The organism is Leucobacter komagatae (assembly GCF_000834055.1).
Classification (GTDB): domain Bacteria; phylum Actinomycetota; class Actinomycetes; order Actinomycetales; family Microbacteriaceae; genus Leucobacter; species Leucobacter komagatae_A.
Map to the genome: position 1 here is coordinate 69,071 of NZ_JXSQ01000011.1, position 17,667 is coordinate 86,737.

Below are 17,667 nucleotides of genomic sequence, written 5' to 3' on the forward strand. Positions count from 1 at the left end.
GGCGGCTACGCCTGCTTCGCGAGGAGCTCGGCGACGTAATCGACGTCCTTATCGCCGCGGCCCGAGAGGTTCACGATGATGATTTCGTCGGTGCCAAGGGTCGGTGCGAGCTTCACCGCGTGCGCGACGGCGTGCGATGACTCCAGCGCCGGGATGATGCCCTCCGTGCGGGTGAGCAGCTGGAACGCGTCGAGCGTCTCGGCGTCTGACGCCGTCACGTACTGCGCGCGGCCGAGCTGCTCGAGGCGCGCGTGCTGCGGCCCGACGCCCGGGTAGTCGATGCCAGAGGCGATCGAGTGCACGGCAGACGGCTCGCCGGCCGCATCCTGCAGCACCTTCGTGTGCATGCCGTGGAGCATGCCGGGGGTGCCGAGCGTCATCGTTGCAGCGTGCCTGGTGCCATCGAGCCCCTCGCCCGACGGCTCGACGCCGATCATGGCGACGCCCTCGTCCTCGAGGAACGCGTCGAAGAGGCCCATGGCGTTCGACCCGCCGCCGACCGCGGCGATGAGGTAGTCGGGAAGCTTCCCCTCGGCCTCAAGTACCTGTGCGCGGGCCTCGCGGCCGACGACCGACTGGAAGTCGCGCACCATCGAGGGGTACGGGTGGGGCCGACGACGGATCCGATCGCGAAGAAGTACTCGTCGGGGTGCGCGGCGTACACACCGAACGCGGAGTCGACTGCCTCCTTGAGGGTCTTGCCGCCCTCCTCGACGGAGACCACCTTCGCGCCGAGCAGCTCCATGCGCACGACGTTCGGGTGCTGCTTCGCGACGTCGATCGCGCCCATGTGGATCTCGCAGTCAAGGCCGACGAGCGCCGCCGCCGTTGCGAGGGCCACGCCGTGCTGGCCCGCGCCGGTCTCGGCGATAAGCTTCGTCTTGCCCATGCGCTTTGCGAGCAGCGCCTCACCGAGGCAGTGGTTGATCTTGTGCGCGCCGGTGTGGTTGAGGTCCTCGCGCTTGAGGTACACGCGGGCGCCGCCGAGCTTGGTCGTGAGGTTCTCCGCGAAGTACAGCAGCGAGGGGCGTCCGACGTACTTGGAGAGCAGCGCCTGGTACTCCTCTTGGAAGGCAGGGTCGGCGCTCGCCTTCGCGTACTCGCGGGCGACCTCGGCGATGGGCTCGACGAGGAATGGTGGCAGCGGGGCACCGCCGAACTCGCCGAAGAAGCCGGCCTCGTCGGCGCGGTAGGGGGAGAGGGTTTGCTCAGTCATGAGAGTCCTTAGTGTCAGTGATTGGGTGCCGCTTCGCGCCGCTCGGAGACAAAAAAAACACCGCCTCCGGGAGGCGGTGTCGAGGTGCATGCAGATGCGTGAAGAGTGACCGCCCTAGGCGGCCCACCACTGAATCACGATATGCATGCGCCGAGTGTATCACCAGCGAAGCCAGTGTGTATTCGATGCTTCTTCGGCGCGTGGTGGATCGGTACCATCGACGTATGACGGGAACGCAGCACGCCGCACGCACCTTCACCGCGGCGACCCGCTCGACGGGGCTCACGGCCCAAGCAGCATCGCCGGCCCAGGCGGGAACGCCGGCACACGCACCATTGCCGGCACCCGGGGGATCCGCCCACATCTCCCTCGCGCTCGCCCCGGCGCTCACGCCAGCGGGCATCGACGCCACCCCGAGTTTCTTCTCCGGCTTTGCGACGCAGCCGCTCGTGCTCGCGCGCGGCCTCCTCGCGCTCGGCGACATCACGGCGACGCGCTACTTCCAGTACGTCCCAACGACGATGCGTGACCCCGTCCTCACCGCGAACGGCGACCGGTTACGGGCCGAAACCTTCTCGGCGTGCAACGGCGTCTACGCCAGGCTCGACCTGCTCGCCGCTGGCTTCGACGGCGGCGATATCGCGCTCGGCACCACCAACGTTGACCTCGGGCCCGAGTCGCGTGAGGTGCTCACAGCAGTCCGCCGCGCGGAGCTCCTGCACGTTGACGTCGGGGGAGACGGCCTCACACTTGCGACGCCCGTAGCCCACAGCGTCGAGCGCCCGGTGAACATGCCCGACCGCTGGGTGCGCGCGCTCGGCAACATCGCCGAGATCCACCGCCGTCTCGTGCCGCGGATCACCCTCGACGCCGCTCAGGCGCGCGCGTTTCTCACCGCGGTCCCTGCGGCGACCGCAACCGGCCGCACCGTCTGGCTCGTGCCGTCCCGCGAGGGGGTGCGGATCGGCTCCCGCCCGGCACCTGCAGCGGTGAGCGTCGCGGGGCTGCATCGGCTCAGCGCCGCGAAGCGCCTCCTCACGCACGTCACCGGGCTCACCGTGTACGGGCCGGAGCCCGGCACACCCGAGACCGGGGCGTCGGCGGTCGTGATCGAGCTGCCGAGCGCCAGGCTCACCCTCGGCCTCACGGCAGAACCGTGGCGGGGTCACTCGGGCGAGGGCGCGCTGCTCGCGGCGCTCGCGGCCGACGAGGTGCTCGCCGACGCCGAGCTCGTCTCCGCGCTGCTCGGCTTCGAGCCGGTGCTCGACGTCGCGCGGCTCGGGCGCGACACGGGCCTGAGCGAGCAGCGCGTGCGCGGTGCGATTGCGGTGCTCGCGGCGAGCGGCCGCGTCGGCTGGGATCTTGCGGATGCCGCGCACTTCCACCGCGAGCTCCCCGACGACCCTGGGCGTGTCGACCGCGACCAGCCGAGGCTCGTCGCTGCACGCGCGCTCGCTGCGGCCGGCCGCGTGGAAGCCGCTCGCACGGACAAGGCACCGGGCCGTTCCTGGGTGGTTCGCGGCGCAGAGACCGGCCAGGATTCGGTCGTGCGCGAGGTCGAAGGTGAGTTGCGCTGCGGGTGCACGTGGGGTCTCACGCACGGGAGCGGGCGCGGCCCGTGCAAACACATTCTCGCCGTACGCATCGTCACGAAGGAGCTCGCGTGAGCGCATCACCCGCACTCGAACAGGCCGTCGCCGTGTTTACCGAGCTCGGGTGGCCGGGAGCGGACCCCGCTACCGCGCTCAGCCTGCCGCTCGGCAGTCCGGAGCAGCAGCGCACCGCGGTCGCGGGCCTGAGCCGCGGCGAGTGGGGCGCGTTCGAGACGGTCGATCCCTCGACATTCGGCTGGCGCAGTTGGCTCGGCGACGGCATCGACGCGGGCCTGCTTGCGCTGTTCGCGATCCGCTGCGGGGTGACGGCGAAGCGGGCGGTCGCGATCCTCCCCGGTTCCGGCCGGCTCACCGACGAGCTCGTCACCGCGGTGGTTGCGGATCGCGGGCCCGAGTACGCCGCAGCGTTCGTCGCGAACGCCGAGCGCGGCGGCGGCAGGCTGTGGATCGACGCGAGCTCGCGCTTCGCTGGGGTGACTGTGCGCCTCGTGCACGACTTCGCGCTGCCCGTGCCGGACTCGCTCGACTACCTCCGCGACTGGGCCGTGTACGCGTTCGGTGCCCCGGCGAACGAGGGCTGGTTGCAGCCGCGCGGGCGCGGAGGCATCTCGCCCGAGGTGCTCGCGCCGCGCTTCGCCGAGCACGCGCGGGTCGCCGTCGCGAGCGGCCTGAGTGTCACGGGGCCGTTCGGCGGGCTCCTGCCTGCGGCTCTCGAGCGGGGGTGGATCAGCGAGCCCGAAGCGCTCGCACTCGCAATAGCCGGTCTCGACGCAGCGCAGCGGCCCGGCGACCGGAAGGTGTGGGCCGAGTTCCTCACCGGCCCGCTCGCGCTCACGAGCGAGGCGAATCGCAGCGAACTCCTCGACCGCGCGGACGCGCTGGTGTCGGCGATCGCCACGGGCGACGCGGCGCTCATCGAAGCCTTCGGCCCGGCCCTCATCTCCGCGGGCGATGAGCACACGCTCGGCGAGGTGCTGCAGCTTGGGCTCTCGGCCCGCACGAAGAAGGCGCGCCGTGCGCTGCTGCTCGCCGCCGCCGAGAGACCCCGCCCGAACGCGGCAGCTGCGGCGAGCGCCGCCGAACTCATTGCTCCGATCGCCGCTGGCAACGATGCGCCACTCGCCCGGGCGGCCGCGCGCGTGCTCGAGGCGTGGGGGATCGCCGGGCCCGCCGCTGGGTCGGCCGCTGAGTCGGCTGCTGGCAATGCAGCGCAGGCGGCCGTCGGCCCGGGCAGCGAGGCCGGTGGCACTGGCGACAGTGTCGGCAGCGGTGGATCGCCGGCCGCAATACTCCGCGGGCGCTGGGAGGCGACGCCTGAGCTCTGGAGCGTGCCGAGGTTCACCCTCGGGAACACTGGGTTCGACGCCGCAGCCGGGCTTGACGCGGCGGCGGGACTCGCCCCGGTATCAGGCCAGGACGACACAGCGCGCGGCGACACAGGGCGCGGCGACACAGAACACAGCGAAGCGAGTCTCGAGTCGCTGGCCGCGGCGCTCACCGAGGCGGCAGCCGAGCTCACGGGAAGGCCCGAGGGTGGCCCGTTGACCCAGCGGCCGAGCGGCTGCTCGCGCTCGCGAACCTCGTCGCGCACCGAGACATCGCCGCGGCCCGCACCGCGCTGCGCGGCGTGAAGCCCCGCTGGGTGCCAGGCCTCCGCGGCGTGGCCGAGTGGGTCGGCGGCGACACGCCCCTCACGCTCGACCGGCCGGCACGCGAAGACTTCCCCGGATCGAGCCCCACCGTGTACGGCCCCGTGCCCGCGCGCGACGCGGCAGTGTTGCAGCGCCTCGGCGAAGTGCCCGTGCTGCTGTCGACCCCTACGTGGGAAGACATGCGCATCGATCCAGCGGACCTGCTCGACCGCCTCGCCCGGTATAGCGCGGGTGGCTTCGCCGCGAGCGAGGCCGACCTGTTCCTTGCACTGCTCCGCACCGACCTCACGCGCGTCACCGGCGAGCATCTCGCCGCGTTCGCTGAGCTGCTGGTGCCGGTGCTCACGCAGGCTGGGACAGCGATGCCAACTCCAGCGGGCCCAGCGATCGCCCGCTACGTTGCCGACCCACTCGTGCCACCCGCCCGTGTCCTCGACCGCACTCGGCACTGGTGGGCGCCTACCCCGTTGAAGCTTCCCGAGTCACTCACCGAGTTCCCGCCAAGGCTCAAGCTCGACACCCCCTACAGCGGCCTCGAACTCGGGGCGCTCGCAGCAGGCGGTGTCGCCGGCGGCGCTGAGGGTGGCTCCGACGCCGGAGCCGAGTTGGCCCTCGAGATCGCCCACTCCGACGACGCGGGGCTCGGCCTGCAGCTGCGCCAGCTCGCGCGCTCAGCCACACCGCTGAGCCCCGGACTCGCCATGAACCTCATCGGGGCGCAGCGCGGCTTCCACGAGCGCGCCGTGCACGACGGTGCCCTCGCGATCACTGAGGCGTGGGAGCGCGGCATCCTCCTCCCTGGGGTCGCAGACACCAGGCTGCTCGACTGGCGTGAGACGCCCGGAAAGCTCGCAGCCCTCGCCGCCGCGTGCGTCGCCCTCGCCGAGGACGGCATGCTCGCTGTCGTGTGGCCGCTCCTCGACGACCTCGTCCGCGTCTCCCTTGCATCGACCCGTCGCCTCGCCGGCACCGCGGAACTCGTCGAAGCGATCGGGGAACTCCTCCCCGCAGTCACGGACGCGGTCGGTCGGGGCGTCGCACCGGGATCCGCCCGCGCGCTCCCAGGAACGCGGGCGCTCGCCGCAGCCGGTGGATCTTCCCGTGCGGTGCAGCTGGCGCGCGCCGTCGTGGGCGCACTCCCGGACGAGGCCGCAGCTAGAGCGGCCGAAGGGGCAACCGCCGGAGGGGCAACCTCCGGAGAGGCAGCCGCCGAGGCCGCACCGGGGGCAGCGGCACCGGGGGCACCGCCGCAGGCGGAAGCGGCAACGGCCGCCCTGCCAGGCGCCGCACTGCCGGACGCCGCGCTTCTCGACATGGTGCTGCCCGACGCCGAGTTCGCCCACTTCTGGCCCGACGGCCGCGGCACCGCGCCAGCGGTCGATGACGGCGCGACCGTGCGGGCATCCTGGCACGACCCGAAGGCGTCAACGCGTCTACTCGAGATCGAGCTCGAGTTCGCCCCCGAGCGGCTCGCAGACCCCGCGGCCGGGCCGCGGCGGTTCCGCACCCGCACGTCGTGGTTCTACGACCTTGAGCGCGAGGGGCAGTGCGGCATGTCGGAGATCCACACCGCGGATGACGCGGCTGATCCGGTTGCCGACGCGTGGCTGCGGTGGGACGTCGAGGCTGGCGGCGTGCGCGTCGCCGAGCACCGCAACTGGCGTGACGCGAAGAACGGTCCGCTCCGCCACGACGGCCAGGTGCCGCCGCTCACGGTTGGCATGCTCGCGGTGCTCATCGGCAGCCTGAACCACGACAACGCGCACGGCTACACCCTCCTCGCGGCGGTGCGCAACGACCTGTTCGGGGCGGCGGGGGTGCGGCTCGCCGTCGCGCGACTCCTCGAGAGCACCGACTATTCGCCGGTGAAGCTCGCCGGCATCATCGAGGCGGAGCCCGACGCGATCGCGACCCTGTGGCCAGCGCTCGTCGAATCGATCCGCGTCGCAACGAGCGCGAGTGCACCACCCCGCTGGCTGAATCGTGTGCTCGACGCCGCCCTGCTCAGGGCCCAGGTGCTCAGGGCAGCCGCCGAGCGCGGGCTCATCCCCGCCGATGCTGCCGCGTGGCCGGGTCTCGCCGATCTCGCGGGGCGCAAGGGCAGCCAGGCGGCGCTTCGGAAGGCCCGCGAGCTGCGGGTCGCGCTCGGGGTGCGAGAATAGACGGATGCGTATCGTCTTTGCCGGAACCCCCGAGTTCGCCGTCCCGAGCCTCAACGCCCTCGCGGCCGCTGGCCACGACATCGTCGGCGTCATCACCCGCGAGGACGCCCCGCTCGGGCGCAAGCGCGTGCTCACGCCGTCGCCCGTCGCGGTCGCGGCCGAAGCGCTCGGCATCGACACGCTTAAGGCGAACCGTCTCGGCGAGGACGCGACGGCATGGGTCGCCGAGCGCGCGCCCGAGCTTGGCGTCATCGTCGCCTACGGCGGCCTACTCCGCGAGCCGTTCCTCTCGCTGCCGGGGCACGGGTGGATCAACCTGCACTTCTCCGACCTCCCGCGCTGGCGTGGCGCCGCCCCCGTGCAGCGTGCACTCATGGCTGGCGAGCAGGAGCTTGGCGTCACCGTGTTCCGCCTCGTCGAGGCCCTCGACGCCGGCGACGTGCTCACCCGCGACTCCACAACCTTCGCGCAGGGCACGTCGGCTGGCCAGGCGCTCACCGAGCTCGCGAGCACGGGAACAGGGGCGCTGCTCGCCGCGGTCGAGACGCTCGCGGCCGACAGTGAAGCGGGGGAGCCGCAGGTCGGCGAGGACACCTACGCGCACAAGCTCACACGCGAGGACGGGCTCATCTCGTTTGGCTCCGGCACGACCGCCGACGCCGCGCTCGCGCACTGGGCGGGCGTCACCCCGGAGCCCGGCGCGTACGCGCTGCTCGGCGACCAGCCGGTGAAGCTCACGGAGCTGCGCCAGTTCGCGGGTGAGGTCCCTGAGGATCTCGCCGCGGGCGAGGCCAGGCTCGTCGGGAAGGTCGCCCTGCTCGGCTGCTCCGACGGTGCCCTCGAACTTTCACGGGTGCAGCCAGCTGGCAAACCCGCAATGGATGCAAACGCCTGGCTTCGCGGCCGCGGCGGAAAGGCGGAGCTCGCATGAGCCCACAGAACAGCGGCGACCGGGGAACCGGCGGATCGCGCGGCGGCAACCAGGGCGGCAACCACGGCGGCGGCAATCGCGGCGGCGGATCGCGCGACGGTCAGCAGCGCGGCCAGGGTCGCGGCGGGCAGGGTCGCGGCGGGCAGGGTGGCGGCGGTCAGCGCGGCGGCCAGTCCCGTGGCAACGGGCATGCTCGTGGGCAGCGCGACCGCGCCCCACGCCCGCGCATTTCGGGCGCGCGCATCGTCGCTTACGACGTGCTGCGCGACGTGGTGGATCGCGACGCCTACGCGAACCTCGCCCTCGCCTCACGGATCCGCACCGCGCGCCTTGACTCCCGGGACGCTGGCCTCGCGACCGAGCTCGCTGCCGGTACGCTCCGTGGCCTCGGCCGGATCGACCGGATCATCGAGCTCGCCGCTGGCCGCCAGGCAGCGGAGATCGACCCCGTCGCGCTGAACGTACTGCGGCTCGGTGCGCACCAGCTGCTCTCGATGCGCACCGCGGCCCACGCCGCCGTGCACGAGAGCGTTGAGCTGCAGCGACGCGTCGGCAACGAGCGAGCCGCTGGTTTCGTGAACGGCGTGCTGCGCGAGATTGGTCGCGCGACGCCAGAGGAGTGGGACGAGCGCATCGTCGCCGAAGCGAAGACGCCAGACGACGCCCTCGCCGCGCGAGCCTCGCACCCTGCATGGGTGCTGCGCGCGCTGCGCGACGCCCTCCGCGCAGAGGGCCGCGAGGCCGAGATCGAGGCGCTGCTCGACACGAACAACGCCTCACCGCGGGTGAACCTTGCCCTGCTCGAGGGGGCAGGCATCACGAGCCAGGAGCTTGCCGCGGTCGAACCCGACCTGTTTGATGCCGTATGCGTTTCGGCGATCGGCCTTGAGCTGCTCGGCGGTGATCCCGCCCGCGCGATGGCCACGGCGGAGGAGCAGGCGAGTGTGCCCGCGGGGCTGCTGCGCGTGCAGGATCAGGGCTCGCAGCTCGCGGCCCTCGCCCTCGTGCGGGCGACGCCCGTCGCCGAGGGGGAGCGCTGGCTCGACCTGTGCGCTGGCCCCGGTGGGAAGACCGCTATTCTCGGGGCCGAGGCGCTCGTTGAGGGTGCGACAGTGCGAGCGAACGAGGTGTCGGAGCACCGCGCTGACCTCGTGCGCGATTCGGTGAGCGGCGTCGACGCGCTGCCAGGTGAGGCGATCGAAGTCGTCTCCCATGACGGCCGCGAGGAAGAAGCGTTCGGGTGCGGCCCCGGCGGGCACGAACTCTACGACCGCATCCTCGTTGACGCACCGTGCTCGGGCCTCGGCGCGCTCCGCCGCAGGCCGGAGGCTCGCTGGCGCAAGCAGCCGGGCGACCTGCCAGAGCTCACCGCGCTGCAGGCGGAGCTGCTCGACGCAGCCGCCGCGCACCTCAAGCCGGGCGGGGTGCTCGCATACGTGACCTGCTCGCCGCACCTCGCGGAGACCCGGGTCGGTGTGGATCGCGCCCTGAAGCGCCACCCCGAGCTGCGCGAGCTCGACGCGAAGGCCGCAGTGCGTGCGGCTGCCCGCGAGGACGAGCAGCCGGAACTCGCCGGCGAGCAGCTCAGCGCCCAGCTCTGGCCGCACAGGCACGGCACCGACGCGATGTTCGTGTCGCTGCTCACCCGGGAAAGCTAAGCGGCGGGGAGGCGACTTTCGGGCGGGGTGGCTGCCTCGCAGGCTGGCTCGTCGGCTGGCTTGCTGCGCGCTCCCCGGTCGATCCACCGCTCGATCGCGCCCTGGCTCGCAAGGATGCCGAGCACGACGATCGCGCCGCCAACCGGCTCGTTCCAGTGCACGGTCTCCCCGAGGAACAGCGCACCAAGGGTGACACCGACCACGGGCGTGAGGTAGGTCACCGTCGACGCGCGTGCCGGCCCCCACGTGCGGATGATCCCGGTGTACAGGATGTACGCAATGCCGCCGCCAAGGATGCCAAGCGCTGAGATCGCTGCGACAACGGTTGCGGTGAGCTGCATGGGGCCCGTCGAGATGAACGGCGCGGCGATGAGCGCGAGGCCCGTCGCCAGCACGAGCTGCATGGCAGCGATCGTGATCGAGTCGATCGTGGTGTCGGTGAGGAAGCGTCGCATGTACAGCCCGCCGAAGCCGTAGCACGCGGTTGCGCCGAGCGCCGCGAGCACACCCGGGAGGGAGATTCCGTCGCCGGTGAGCACCATTCGCCAAGGCCCTACGAGCACGACCACCCCAAGGATCCCTACGACGAGGCCGATGGTCTGCGCCCGTGAGAGTCGATCCTTTGGCATCACCAGCGGAATGAGGAGCAGCGTCATGATGGGTGTTGTCGCGTTGACGATGCTCGCGACCGTGCTCGGCACCATCGTCTCGGCCCACGCGAAGAGGGTGAACGGGATCGTGCAGAGCGTGGCCGCCACGACCGTCATGTGCAGCCAGACGCGCCGGCTGCGCGGCCAGGCGCGCTTCGTCACGAGCATGATGACGACGAGCGTGAGCGCACCAAACGCCAGGCGGCCGAGCGCCACCTGCCCCGGCGACAGTCCCTCGAGGCTGAGTTTGATGAGGAAGAAGCTTGACCCCCAAATGAGCGCGAGCACGCCGAACGCGATTGCGGTTCCGGGGGCCTTGCGTCGCTGAATCATGCGGCTAAGCTTAGAAATCACGCTAGCATGAGGCAAACACATGAAGCTCATGTAGATATGAGGAGGGCTCATGGGGGTCACCACGCAGCAGCTGCGCGCATTCGTCGCCGTTGCCGACAGTGGATCCTTCACGGACGCCGCAGCCGACGTCGGCGTGAGCCAGTCGGCCGTGTCGCACGCAATAGCCGGGCTCGAGCGGGAGCTCGGGGGCGGCGTCATCGACCGCCGAACGCTCACGCTCACGCGGCTCGGCCAGCGAACCATCGTGCAGGCTCGAGCAGCCGCCGCCGCGATAGCGCAGCTCGAGGCGATCGCGCGAGGGGACCGCTCAATCACGGGCACCGTGCGACTGGGCGCAGTGCCGACCGTGTGCAGGGGACTGCTGCCCGACCTCATCGACGAGTGGGTGAGCGCACTACCCGACGTGCGTGTCGACGTCTTCGAAGGCGACGACGCCGAGATGCCGGAGTGGCTCGACAACGGCTTCGTTGACGTCGCGATCCTCGTCGATCCCGAGCGGCAACCTGCCGAATCGAAAATCATCGACGTTGACGAATACGCGGCCGTGGTGCGCGAGGATCATCCCCTCGTCGAGCTTCCCGAGATCGCACTCGCCGAGCTCGCCGACGACGGCATGATCGTCTCGGGCGGCGGCTGCGAGGTGCACGTCCGGTCCATGTTCGACACGGCGGGTATCGAGTTCTCCGCCCGGCATCGGGTGCGGGAAATGAGCACGCTCCTCGCCATGGTGGAACAGGGGTTCGGGGTGTCGATCGTGCCGACGCTCGGGCGCGAAATGCTTGCCGACACCCTGCGCATGCGGCCGCTCGTCGAGCGGCGCGCACGGCAGCTCGTGCTCGCGCTCCCCGACAACCGCGAACCGCACCCCGCCGCGCGCGCACTCCTCGAGCACGCGAGCTCACGGAGGGCGGCATCGAAGGGGGCTGATCGCGATGCGGCCCGCGATGCCGCCAGTGATGCTGCGCCTCATGCTGCGCCCCATGCTGCGCCTCATGGTGCGCCTCATGCTGCGTCCGATGCTGGGCCCGGTGCTGTTGAGCGCGCGGCGGGCAGGACCGTGCGGATCGCGTAGGCTTTGGGTGTGACCGCGCAGCGCATTAACCCCAGCATCCTGTCCGCCGACTTCGTGAACCTCCAGGCGGAGCTCGAGGCGATCCGCACCGCGGACCTCGTGCACGTCGACGTGATGGACAACCACTTCGTGCCGAACCTCACGATGGGTCCGCCCATCGTTGAGCGCATTCAGGCGGTGTCGCCGATCCCGCTCGACATGCACCTCATGATTTCGGACGCTGACCGGTGGGCCCCAGGCTACGCCGAGATGGGCGCGTTCTCCGTCACCTTCCACGTCGAGGCGTCCACCGATCCGGTCGCCCTCGCGCGTAAGATCCGCGACATCGGCGCCCGCGCGGGTATCGCGCTGAAGCCAGGAACCGACCCCGAGCCCTACCTTGAGCTGCTGCCCGAGTTCGATCAGGTGCTCGTGATGACCGTTGAGCCAGGCTTCGGTGGCCAGTCGTTCATGCCCGACATGATGCCGAAGCTTCGCCGCTTCGCCGAGGCGCGCGCGAAGCACGGCCTCGACGTCTGGCTGCAGGTCGACGGCGGCATCACCGTCGACACGATCGGGATCGCCGCTGAGGCAGGCGCAGACACCTTCGTCGCCGGTTCCGCCGTCTATGGCGGTGTGCCAGAGGAGCGGATCGCCGACCTCCGCGTCGCCGCCGCGCAGCACGCGCACTAGCTGGTACCCGGCGGGGCCGCTAGCTCTCCGCCCGCTAGCTCTCCGCCCGCTGCCATGCACTAGCTATCCGCGGGCGTTTGCGCGACACTTGTTGTGATGCGTCGTCGCCTGGCGGCGCGGCAGCAGCAGTTGGCCCCGGAGGTGTTCCGTGCCCGTGACGCAGCGAGGCGCAGTGATTGAGGCGCTCACCGTTAGCAGCCCGTCAGTGATGCGGGGTGTGCGGGCGGAAGCGGCGTCTGCTCGGGAGCAGCTTTCGGATTCGGAGGGTTGGCATGACTGATCTTGACCTTGTCGGGGCCCAGCACGTCCTCGACGCGCAGCCCTTCAGCCAACTGCTTGGCGCGCGCCTCACGCGCTGGGACGCGGACGGCGTGACGCTCGAGCTCGACGTTCGACCCGACCTGCTGCAGCAGCACGGCTTCGTGCACGGCGGGGTGCTCTGCTACCTGGCAGACAACGCGCTGACGTTCGCAGCGGGCCAGGTGCTCGGCCCGAACGTGCTCACGGCGGGGGTGAACCTGCACTATCTGCGACCCGCAAAGGGGGAGCGTGTCATCGCGCGCGCGACGACGCAGGCCCGCACGTCTGGGCGGGCGGTCACCCTCGTTGAGATCTTCGTTTCCTCGGAGGGTGACGAGTACCTCTGCGCTGCGGGCTCCGGAACGGTCTCCGCGATCAAGAAGTAGGCTGGCGCTCACCGCGGTTCAGCCGGTGTTTCCCTTGGGTGTGCTCGGCGCGGGCGGCCGCCGGTCCTCGACGCGCGGATCTTTCTAGCATCTCGGGCAGATAGCCTTGGCTGGTTACGTCAAAGACGAAAGGACCCCTTCGTGATTCTCGCGTTTTCCGTTGCCCCGAGTGGCGGACAAGAACACCCTGATGGATCTGTTGTTGAGGCGGTGGCCGAGGCGATCCGCGTAGTGCGCGACTCAGGCCTGCCGTACCGCACGAGCAGCATGTTCACGGAGATCGAGGGCGAGTGGGACGAGGTCTTCGACGTGGTGAAGCGCGCGACCGAGGCTGTCATGCCGTTCGGCTCGCGGGTGTCGCTCATCATGAAGGCGGATATTCGCCCCGGATTCGAGGGCGAGATGGACGGCAAGCTTGAGCGGCTGGAGGAGGCCGTCGCGCGCTCTGAGGGTGAGGCGAAGCCCGACGTGGTTCGGGGTCGTGCCCGCCACGTGCGCACCGCCTAAGCGCCAACCCCCTAGGACGCAGCACGGAACGGGCTGTCCCTACGCCTGAGCGGTCCAGCTCCTAGGGCCCTGCCGCCGTCCCGCGGGGCGGCCGGCGGTAGCCTGCGGCAGTCGGCGGCAGCTTGTGCCCGTGCGGCGGCAGAAGAGCTGGGATCGGCGTTATCTCTGCGGAAAACCTGGGTTTCGTGCAGAGATAACGCGGATTTCAGAGATAAGTGCGGCGCAGGGGGAGATGCGTGCCGTTCTTGGGTGTTCGTCCGTGGAATCGGGCACCCCAAGCACGCCGATGTTAAGGAGTCTTGACGCTTCGGGGGAGATCGCCTAGCCTGACGTAAAGGAAAGTTGACGTCAGGGGGTCCGGTGCTCACGAAGACCAAGCGCCGCGCATTCCGGGCCCTCGTCCGCACGGATGCGAGCGACCTGTTCCGCGAAAAGCTCACCGTGGCCTCGATGCTCACGATGGTGCTCGTCCTGCTCGTGATCCACACCGCTTTGTGGCTCGCGTTCGCGGTGACGGGATCCGCCCCGCGTATCGCGCAGGCCGACCTTGCTGCCCTCACCGCGTCTCCCCACACGGCAAAGATCGCAGCTCAGCTCGCACCCCTCGCCGCGGGCCCGCAGGACGATCCGAATGCGACGCTCGCAATGAACACAGGCGCCAGCACTGGCAACAGCACAGGCGACAACGCGAACACCGACGCCGCGGCGGTGACCGTCACGCTGCTGGATTCGCGCGTTGGCTGGGATGTACTCTGGCAGACGCTTCGCGCCGCGGGCGTACCGGCGGGAAGCATCACCGTGATCGGCGTCGACGGCGACCCGGCCCCCGACTTTCTTCGGCTCAACCTCGGCACCGAGTTTCTCGCGGTGCTCGCCTCGATCGCACTCATCGGAACGACGGTACCGCTCGTCGCGGCACGCGAGCGCGGGATGCTCAGGCTCCTCGGCACGACCCCGCTCCCGCGCCGCCTGTTTCTTGCCGCGCGCATTCCCACGCGCCTAGCACTGCTGCTCGCCTGCACGGCCGGCTTCATCGCGATCGGGATCGCCCGCAGGTACACCGAGGTGAGTGCGCTGCCGCGCTTCGCGGTCACCGTCAGCTGCGCCGCCATCATGCTGTTCGGGCTCGGGGCTGTGTTCTCTGCGAGGGCGCGCAACGCCGAGGCCTCTCAGAACGTCATGGCTGGACTCTCGCTTGCGCTCGTGTTCAGCGGGGGCGCGGTAATCCCGACCGCCGTGCTGCCGGCTCCGATGCGCACGGTGGTCGGCCTCCTCCCCGGCAGCTGGGTGACGGAACCGGCAAGCGCGGACCTCGCTGGCACGACCCCGTTGCTGCCGGTGCCCGTGTACTGGGCGCTCATGCTCCTCACGGGAGTCGCCTGCTTCGTACTCGCCGCCAGACGATTCAGCTGGGATGCCGCACCGACCCCAGCGAGGCGCCGCAAGGATCCGGAGGCCACAGCCGCCGCCCCATCTGACGCGACTGCATCTGAGACCACCGCATCTGAGACCACCGCATTTAACACCCCACCGGCAACCTCCCGTGAAGGAGCCATCACATGACCGAACTCACCAGGGGCGAACGCGCGCACGCGCGCCGCTACACCCTCCACATGGCGGGCGCATCGGTGCTCTTCCTTGTGCTCATGCTGTTTCTTCCCCTCGAGCCTGAACCAGGCACGCCGCTCGCGCTCGTGATCGCTCTCGTGCCGCTCGTCGCGGTCGCCTGGATGGTGTTCGCCGTCGTGCAGTTCGTGCGCAGCCTCGACGAGTTCATGCGCCCGCGCGCGATGACAGCCGCCGCGATAGCGTTCGTCGCGGCGATGGTCGCCTCGGTCGTGTTCGGCATGCTCGACGCCGAGATCGGGCCGTTGCCCCTTGCCACATGGGGAGTCTTCGTCGTCGGCATGATCACCTGGGGTGCAGCGATGCTCGGCATGAACCTCCGAGGGAACAAGTGAGAAACGACGTGCGCGCCCTCCGCAGCGAAGCAGGGTGGACGCAGGTCGAGTTCGCCGAGATGCTCGGAGTCTCCAGGCAGACAGTGAACGCACTCGAGTCGGGCAAGTACGATCCATCGCTGCCGCTCGCGTTCCGCGTCTCGACCGCGTTCGGTAAACCCATCGAGCAGATCTTCTTCCCAGGGGAGGAAGACGCGCCACCCTCAGGGGGAAAGAAATGACCTCAGTCATCGCTCTCCACGGGGTAACACGCGCCGTCGGCGAGGCACAGATCCTGCACGGTGTTGACCTCGAAGCCAGGGAGGGTGAGATCGTCGGCCTCCTCGGCCCGAACGGTGCGGGCAAGACGACAACGGTGGATCTCATCGCCGGGCTCGAGCGGCCGAGTTCGGGAAGCGTTACGGTGCTCGGTGTGGATCCCGAGCGACAGCGATCCACCATCACCGAGAACGTCGGCGTGCAACCGCAGGCGGCGGCGCTCTTCCCAAGTCTCACCGTCGACGAGACGCTGCGACTCTTCGCATCCTTCCACGACGACCCGCTCCCGCTCGCAGAGCTTCGCGGCAGAGTGGGGCTCACTGAGCTGCGGCGCACGCGCGTGAAGCACCTCTCCGGCGGGGAGGAGCGGCGGCTGCGCATCGCGATCGCCTTGGTCGGTCGTCCCACTCTCGTGCTCCTCGACGAACCGTCCGCCGGGCTGGACCCCGAGATGCGGCGAGACATCGCCCAGCTCATCCGGGAGATCCGCAGCGCAGGAGCGACGGTGCTCATGACGACGCACCACCTCGACGAGGCGCAGCAGCTCTGTGACAGGGTAGCGATCATGGCCAGGGGGAGGATCGTGCTCGCCGGCTCACCCGATGACCTGACGCGAGCACTCGTCGCACCGAGTCAGGTGTGCTTCACCGTCGCGCAGGACACGGATCCCGAGCTCCTCACAGCGGCCGTCGGAGAGCAGCGTACGGAGCGGGCGCTCGCCGCAGGGAAACGGATCACCGCGCCAAGCGACGACCCCGACGCGACACTCAGACGCCTCACGTTCACGCGTGGGCTCCACGCAACCGGCGTCGCCGTGCACCACCCAACGCTCGAAGACGTCTACCTCGCTGCCGTGGAGGAGCCGGGAGCCGGGAGCGGGGAGCGGGGAGCCGGACACCGGGGGACGGGAAGCGGAGAGCCGGGCCGCGCCGCTCGGACGACGGCTGACGGCTGACGGCTAATGTTCCAGACGCGACCGCTTCGCGGTGTTCCCGCACTCCACCGGGCGGCACTCACCGAGATCCGCCGCCGTCCGCTCGCAACAGTGCTCGGCATCGCGATCCCTCTCGGCACCATCCTCCTCGTCGCCGCAACCGACCTCCTGCTTGGCGTAGGCGGTGAACTCACCAGGGGAGCGATACCCGTCCTCCTTCCCGTGCTCCTCGTCACCGTCACCTTCGGAGCCATCGCCGTACCAGTAGTCGACGCAAGAGAACGCGGCATCCTTCGCGCCCTCGACACCGTCCCGGCGCATCGCGGCGCGCTCCTGCTCGCGCATACGCCCGTCGCGCTCGCCGCAGCTGCACTTGTCGCGGCCGCTGGACTCGCCGCGACTCGGCTACCCCTCGCGGCAATGCCCGGGGCATTCGTCGCCTGTGCGGGCCTCTGCGTAGTCGGGATGGCCCTTGGCGCGGTGATCGGAGCCTATGCGGCGCGCGCCTCGCAGGTGCGGGCGCTCGGCACGATCGTGCCTGCCGTCGTGCTGTTGACCGCGGGGGCGCTGCCGTTCGACGCGATCCTGCCCGGGGCCGACAGGGCGCTCGGGTTCGTCCCAACGACGGCGATATCCCGCACGCTCGCCGGGGAGCTCGCCGGAAACGCACCGGGTCTTGCCACGACACTGTGGATCGCGCTTGGTGGGGCGCTGCTGTTCGGCTTCGGTGTTCTCCGCTGCCGGCGGTAGCCTGCGGCAGCCGGCAGTAGCCGGCAGTAGCCTGCGGCAGTCGGCGGCAGCATGCCCCCCCGTGTGGCGGCAGAAGAACTGAGATCGGCGTTATCTCTGCGGAAAACCTGGGTTTCGTGCAGAGATAACGCGGATTCGAGAGATAAGTGCGGCGCAGCGCGTTGGGTTCGAACCCAGCACCGCGCATCGGCCAGCGCAGCTCGGTGAGCGCGGCAAGCGCAGTGCCGCGCTGCCGCAAGAAGCCCGAGTTCTGTGCCGGTCGCGCTGACGTGGCAAGCGGCGCCCGCGCACCCTGATAGTCTTGACCCGTGAAAACCTTCGACACGCTCTTCGCCGAGCTCGCCGAGAAGGCCGCATCGCGGCCCGAAGGCAGCGACACTGTCGCCCGGCTGGACGCTGGCGTGCATTCGATCGGCAAGAAGATCGTCGAAGAGGCAGCAGAGGTCTGGATGGCGGCCGAGTACGAGTCGTCAGAAGCCTGCGCCGAAGAGATCAGCCAGTTGCTGTACCACCTGCAGGTGCTCATGCTCGCAAAGGGCATGTCGCTTGAGGATGTCTACACGCATCTGTAGCGTCGACGCTCGGCTTGAG

17 protein-coding genes and 1 pseudogene are annotated in these 17,667 nt (G+C 70.2%); 15 read left to right on the top strand and 3 right to left on the bottom strand.

What is annotated here, in order from left to right:
- Positions 1-5 precede the first annotated feature (5 nt).
- The gene (locus tag SD72_RS18590; RefSeq protein WP_332307499.1) at positions 6-593 is read right to left on the bottom strand and encodes a pyridoxal-phosphate dependent enzyme; all 588 of its coding nucleotides are present in this window, start codon (positions 591-593) and stop codon (positions 6-8) included.
- Between the two features lie 140 nt (positions 594-733).
- A pseudogene (locus tag SD72_RS18595) lies at positions 734-1,306 on the bottom strand (pyridoxal-phosphate dependent enzyme); the annotation flags it as partial.
- A gap of 134 nt (positions 1,307-1,440) precedes the next feature.
- Between SD72_RS18595 and SD72_RS09435 the strand changes: the two are divergent.
- The 5 genes from SD72_RS09435 to SD72_RS09455 are packed head-to-tail and all read left to right on the top strand — an operon-like array spanning position 1,441 to position 9,232.
- Positions 1,441-2,883, top strand: a complete 1,443-nt coding sequence (locus SD72_RS09435; RefSeq protein ID WP_232299712.1) for an SWIM zinc finger family protein — start codon at positions 1,441-1,443, stop codon at positions 2,881-2,883.
- Positions 2,880-4,460: a hypothetical protein gene (locus SD72_RS09440; RefSeq protein ID WP_042544198.1), complete on the top strand. Its 1,581-nt coding sequence runs from the start codon at positions 2,880-2,882 to the stop codon at positions 4,458-4,460. The genes SD72_RS09435 and SD72_RS09440 overlap by 4 nt, the downstream gene beginning before the upstream one ends.
- Positions 4,457-6,643 (top strand): DUF7824 domain-containing protein, encoded by a 2,187-nt coding sequence (locus SD72_RS09445; protein WP_042544199.1) that lies wholly within the window; start codon positions 4,457-4,459, stop codon positions 6,641-6,643. Before SD72_RS09440 ends, SD72_RS09445 begins: the two co-directional genes overlap by 4 nt.
- Before the next feature lie 4 nt (positions 6,644-6,647).
- Positions 6,648-7,574, top strand: a complete 927-nt coding sequence (locus tag SD72_RS09450) for a methionyl-tRNA formyltransferase (RefSeq protein WP_042544200.1) — start codon at positions 6,648-6,650, stop codon at positions 7,572-7,574.
- Positions 7,571-9,232: an RsmB/NOP family class I SAM-dependent RNA methyltransferase gene (locus tag SD72_RS09455; protein WP_084767081.1), complete on the top strand. Its 1,662-nt coding sequence runs from the start codon at positions 7,571-7,573 to the stop codon at positions 9,230-9,232. Before SD72_RS09450 ends, SD72_RS09455 begins: the two co-directional genes overlap by 4 nt.
- On the opposite strand, the gene SD72_RS09460 is transcribed toward SD72_RS09455, so the two are convergent.
- The gene (locus SD72_RS09460) at positions 9,229-10,215 is read right to left on the bottom strand and encodes a DMT family transporter (protein ID WP_042544201.1); all 987 of its coding nucleotides are present in this window, start codon (positions 10,213-10,215) and stop codon (positions 9,229-9,231) included. The genes SD72_RS09455 and SD72_RS09460 overlap by 4 nt on opposite strands.
- A gap of 70 nt (positions 10,216-10,285) precedes the next feature.
- Here SD72_RS09460 and SD72_RS09465 point away from each other — a divergent pair, with 70 nt between their 5' ends.
- From SD72_RS09465 to SD72_RS09510, 10 genes are all read left to right on the top strand, one after another.
- Positions 10,286-11,308: a LysR family transcriptional regulator gene (locus tag SD72_RS09465; protein ID WP_084767083.1), complete on the top strand. Its 1,023-nt coding sequence runs from the start codon at positions 10,286-10,288 to the stop codon at positions 11,306-11,308.
- 9 nt (positions 11,309-11,317) lie between these two features.
- Positions 11,318-11,980, top strand: a complete 663-nt coding sequence (gene rpe, locus SD72_RS09470; RefSeq protein WP_042544202.1) for a ribulose-phosphate 3-epimerase — start codon at positions 11,318-11,320, stop codon at positions 11,978-11,980.
- Positions 11,981-12,252: 272 nt separating this feature from the next.
- The gene (locus SD72_RS09475) at positions 12,253-12,666 is read left to right on the top strand and encodes a PaaI family thioesterase (RefSeq protein WP_042544203.1); all 414 of its coding nucleotides are present in this window, start codon (positions 12,253-12,255) and stop codon (positions 12,664-12,666) included.
- A gap of 141 nt (positions 12,667-12,807) precedes the next feature.
- On the top strand, positions 12,808-13,173 hold the full coding sequence (locus SD72_RS09480) for a thiamine-binding protein (protein WP_042544204.1): 366 nt from the start codon (positions 12,808-12,810) through the stop codon (positions 13,171-13,173).
- Between the two features lie 360 nt (positions 13,174-13,533).
- Positions 13,534-14,736, top strand: coding sequence for an ABC transporter permease (locus tag SD72_RS09485; protein WP_042544205.1), 1,203 nt, complete (start codon positions 13,534-13,536; stop codon positions 14,734-14,736).
- On the top strand, positions 14,733-15,134 hold the full coding sequence (locus tag SD72_RS09490; protein WP_042544206.1) for a hypothetical protein: 402 nt from the start codon (positions 14,733-14,735) through the stop codon (positions 15,132-15,134). Before SD72_RS09485 ends, SD72_RS09490 begins: the two co-directional genes overlap by 4 nt.
- Positions 15,131-15,355, top strand: a complete 225-nt coding sequence (locus SD72_RS09495) for a helix-turn-helix transcriptional regulator (protein WP_042544207.1) — start codon at positions 15,131-15,133, stop codon at positions 15,353-15,355. The genes SD72_RS09490 and SD72_RS09495 overlap by 4 nt, the downstream gene beginning before the upstream one ends.
- The gene (locus SD72_RS09500) at positions 15,352-16,347 is read left to right on the top strand and encodes an ABC transporter ATP-binding protein (RefSeq protein ID WP_052492582.1); all 996 of its coding nucleotides are present in this window, start codon (positions 15,352-15,354) and stop codon (positions 16,345-16,347) included. Before SD72_RS09495 ends, SD72_RS09500 begins: the two co-directional genes overlap by 4 nt.
- A gap of 6 nt (positions 16,348-16,353) precedes the next feature.
- A complete protein-coding gene (locus tag SD72_RS09505) occupies positions 16,354-17,076 on the top strand; it encodes a hypothetical protein (protein ID WP_042544208.1) in 723 nt (240 codons plus the stop codon).
- A gap of 308 nt (positions 17,077-17,384) precedes the next feature.
- Entirely contained in the window at positions 17,385-17,648 is a 264-nt protein-coding gene (locus tag SD72_RS09510) for a phosphoribosyl-ATP diphosphatase (protein ID WP_042544209.1), read from the top strand.
- Positions 17,649-17,667 lie beyond the last annotated feature (19 nt).

Excerpts from the sequence above, each read along its gene's own strand:
- SD72_RS18590 (WP_332307499.1), bottom strand. The coding sequence starts at position 593 with ATGGTGCGCGACTTCCAGTCGGTCGTCGGCCGCGAGGCCCGCGCACAG.
- SD72_RS09435 (WP_232299712.1), top strand. The coding sequence starts at position 1,441 with ATGACGGGAACGCAGCACGCCGCACGCACCTTCACCGCGGCGACCCGC.
- SD72_RS09450 (WP_042544200.1), top strand. The coding sequence starts at position 6,648 with ATGCGTATCGTCTTTGCCGGAACCCCCGAGTTCGCCGTCCCGAGCCTC.
- SD72_RS09455 (WP_084767081.1), top strand. The coding sequence starts at position 7,571 with ATGAGCCCACAGAACAGCGGCGACCGGGGAACCGGCGGATCGCGCGGC.
- SD72_RS09460 (WP_042544201.1), bottom strand. The coding sequence starts at position 10,215 with ATGATTCAGCGACGCAAGGCCCCCGGAACCGCAATCGCGTTCGGCGTG.
- SD72_RS09465 (WP_084767083.1), top strand. The coding sequence starts at position 10,286 with ATGGGGGTCACCACGCAGCAGCTGCGCGCATTCGTCGCCGTTGCCGAC.
- SD72_RS09475 (WP_042544203.1), top strand. The coding sequence starts at position 12,253 with ATGACTGATCTTGACCTTGTCGGGGCCCAGCACGTCCTCGACGCGCAG.
- SD72_RS09490 (WP_042544206.1), top strand. The coding sequence starts at position 14,733 with ATGACCGAACTCACCAGGGGCGAACGCGCGCACGCGCGCCGCTACACC.
- SD72_RS09500 (WP_052492582.1), top strand. The coding sequence starts at position 15,352 with ATGACCTCAGTCATCGCTCTCCACGGGGTAACACGCGCCGTCGGCGAG.
- SD72_RS09505 (WP_042544208.1), top strand. The coding sequence starts at position 16,354 with ATGTTCCAGACGCGACCGCTTCGCGGTGTTCCCGCACTCCACCGGGCG.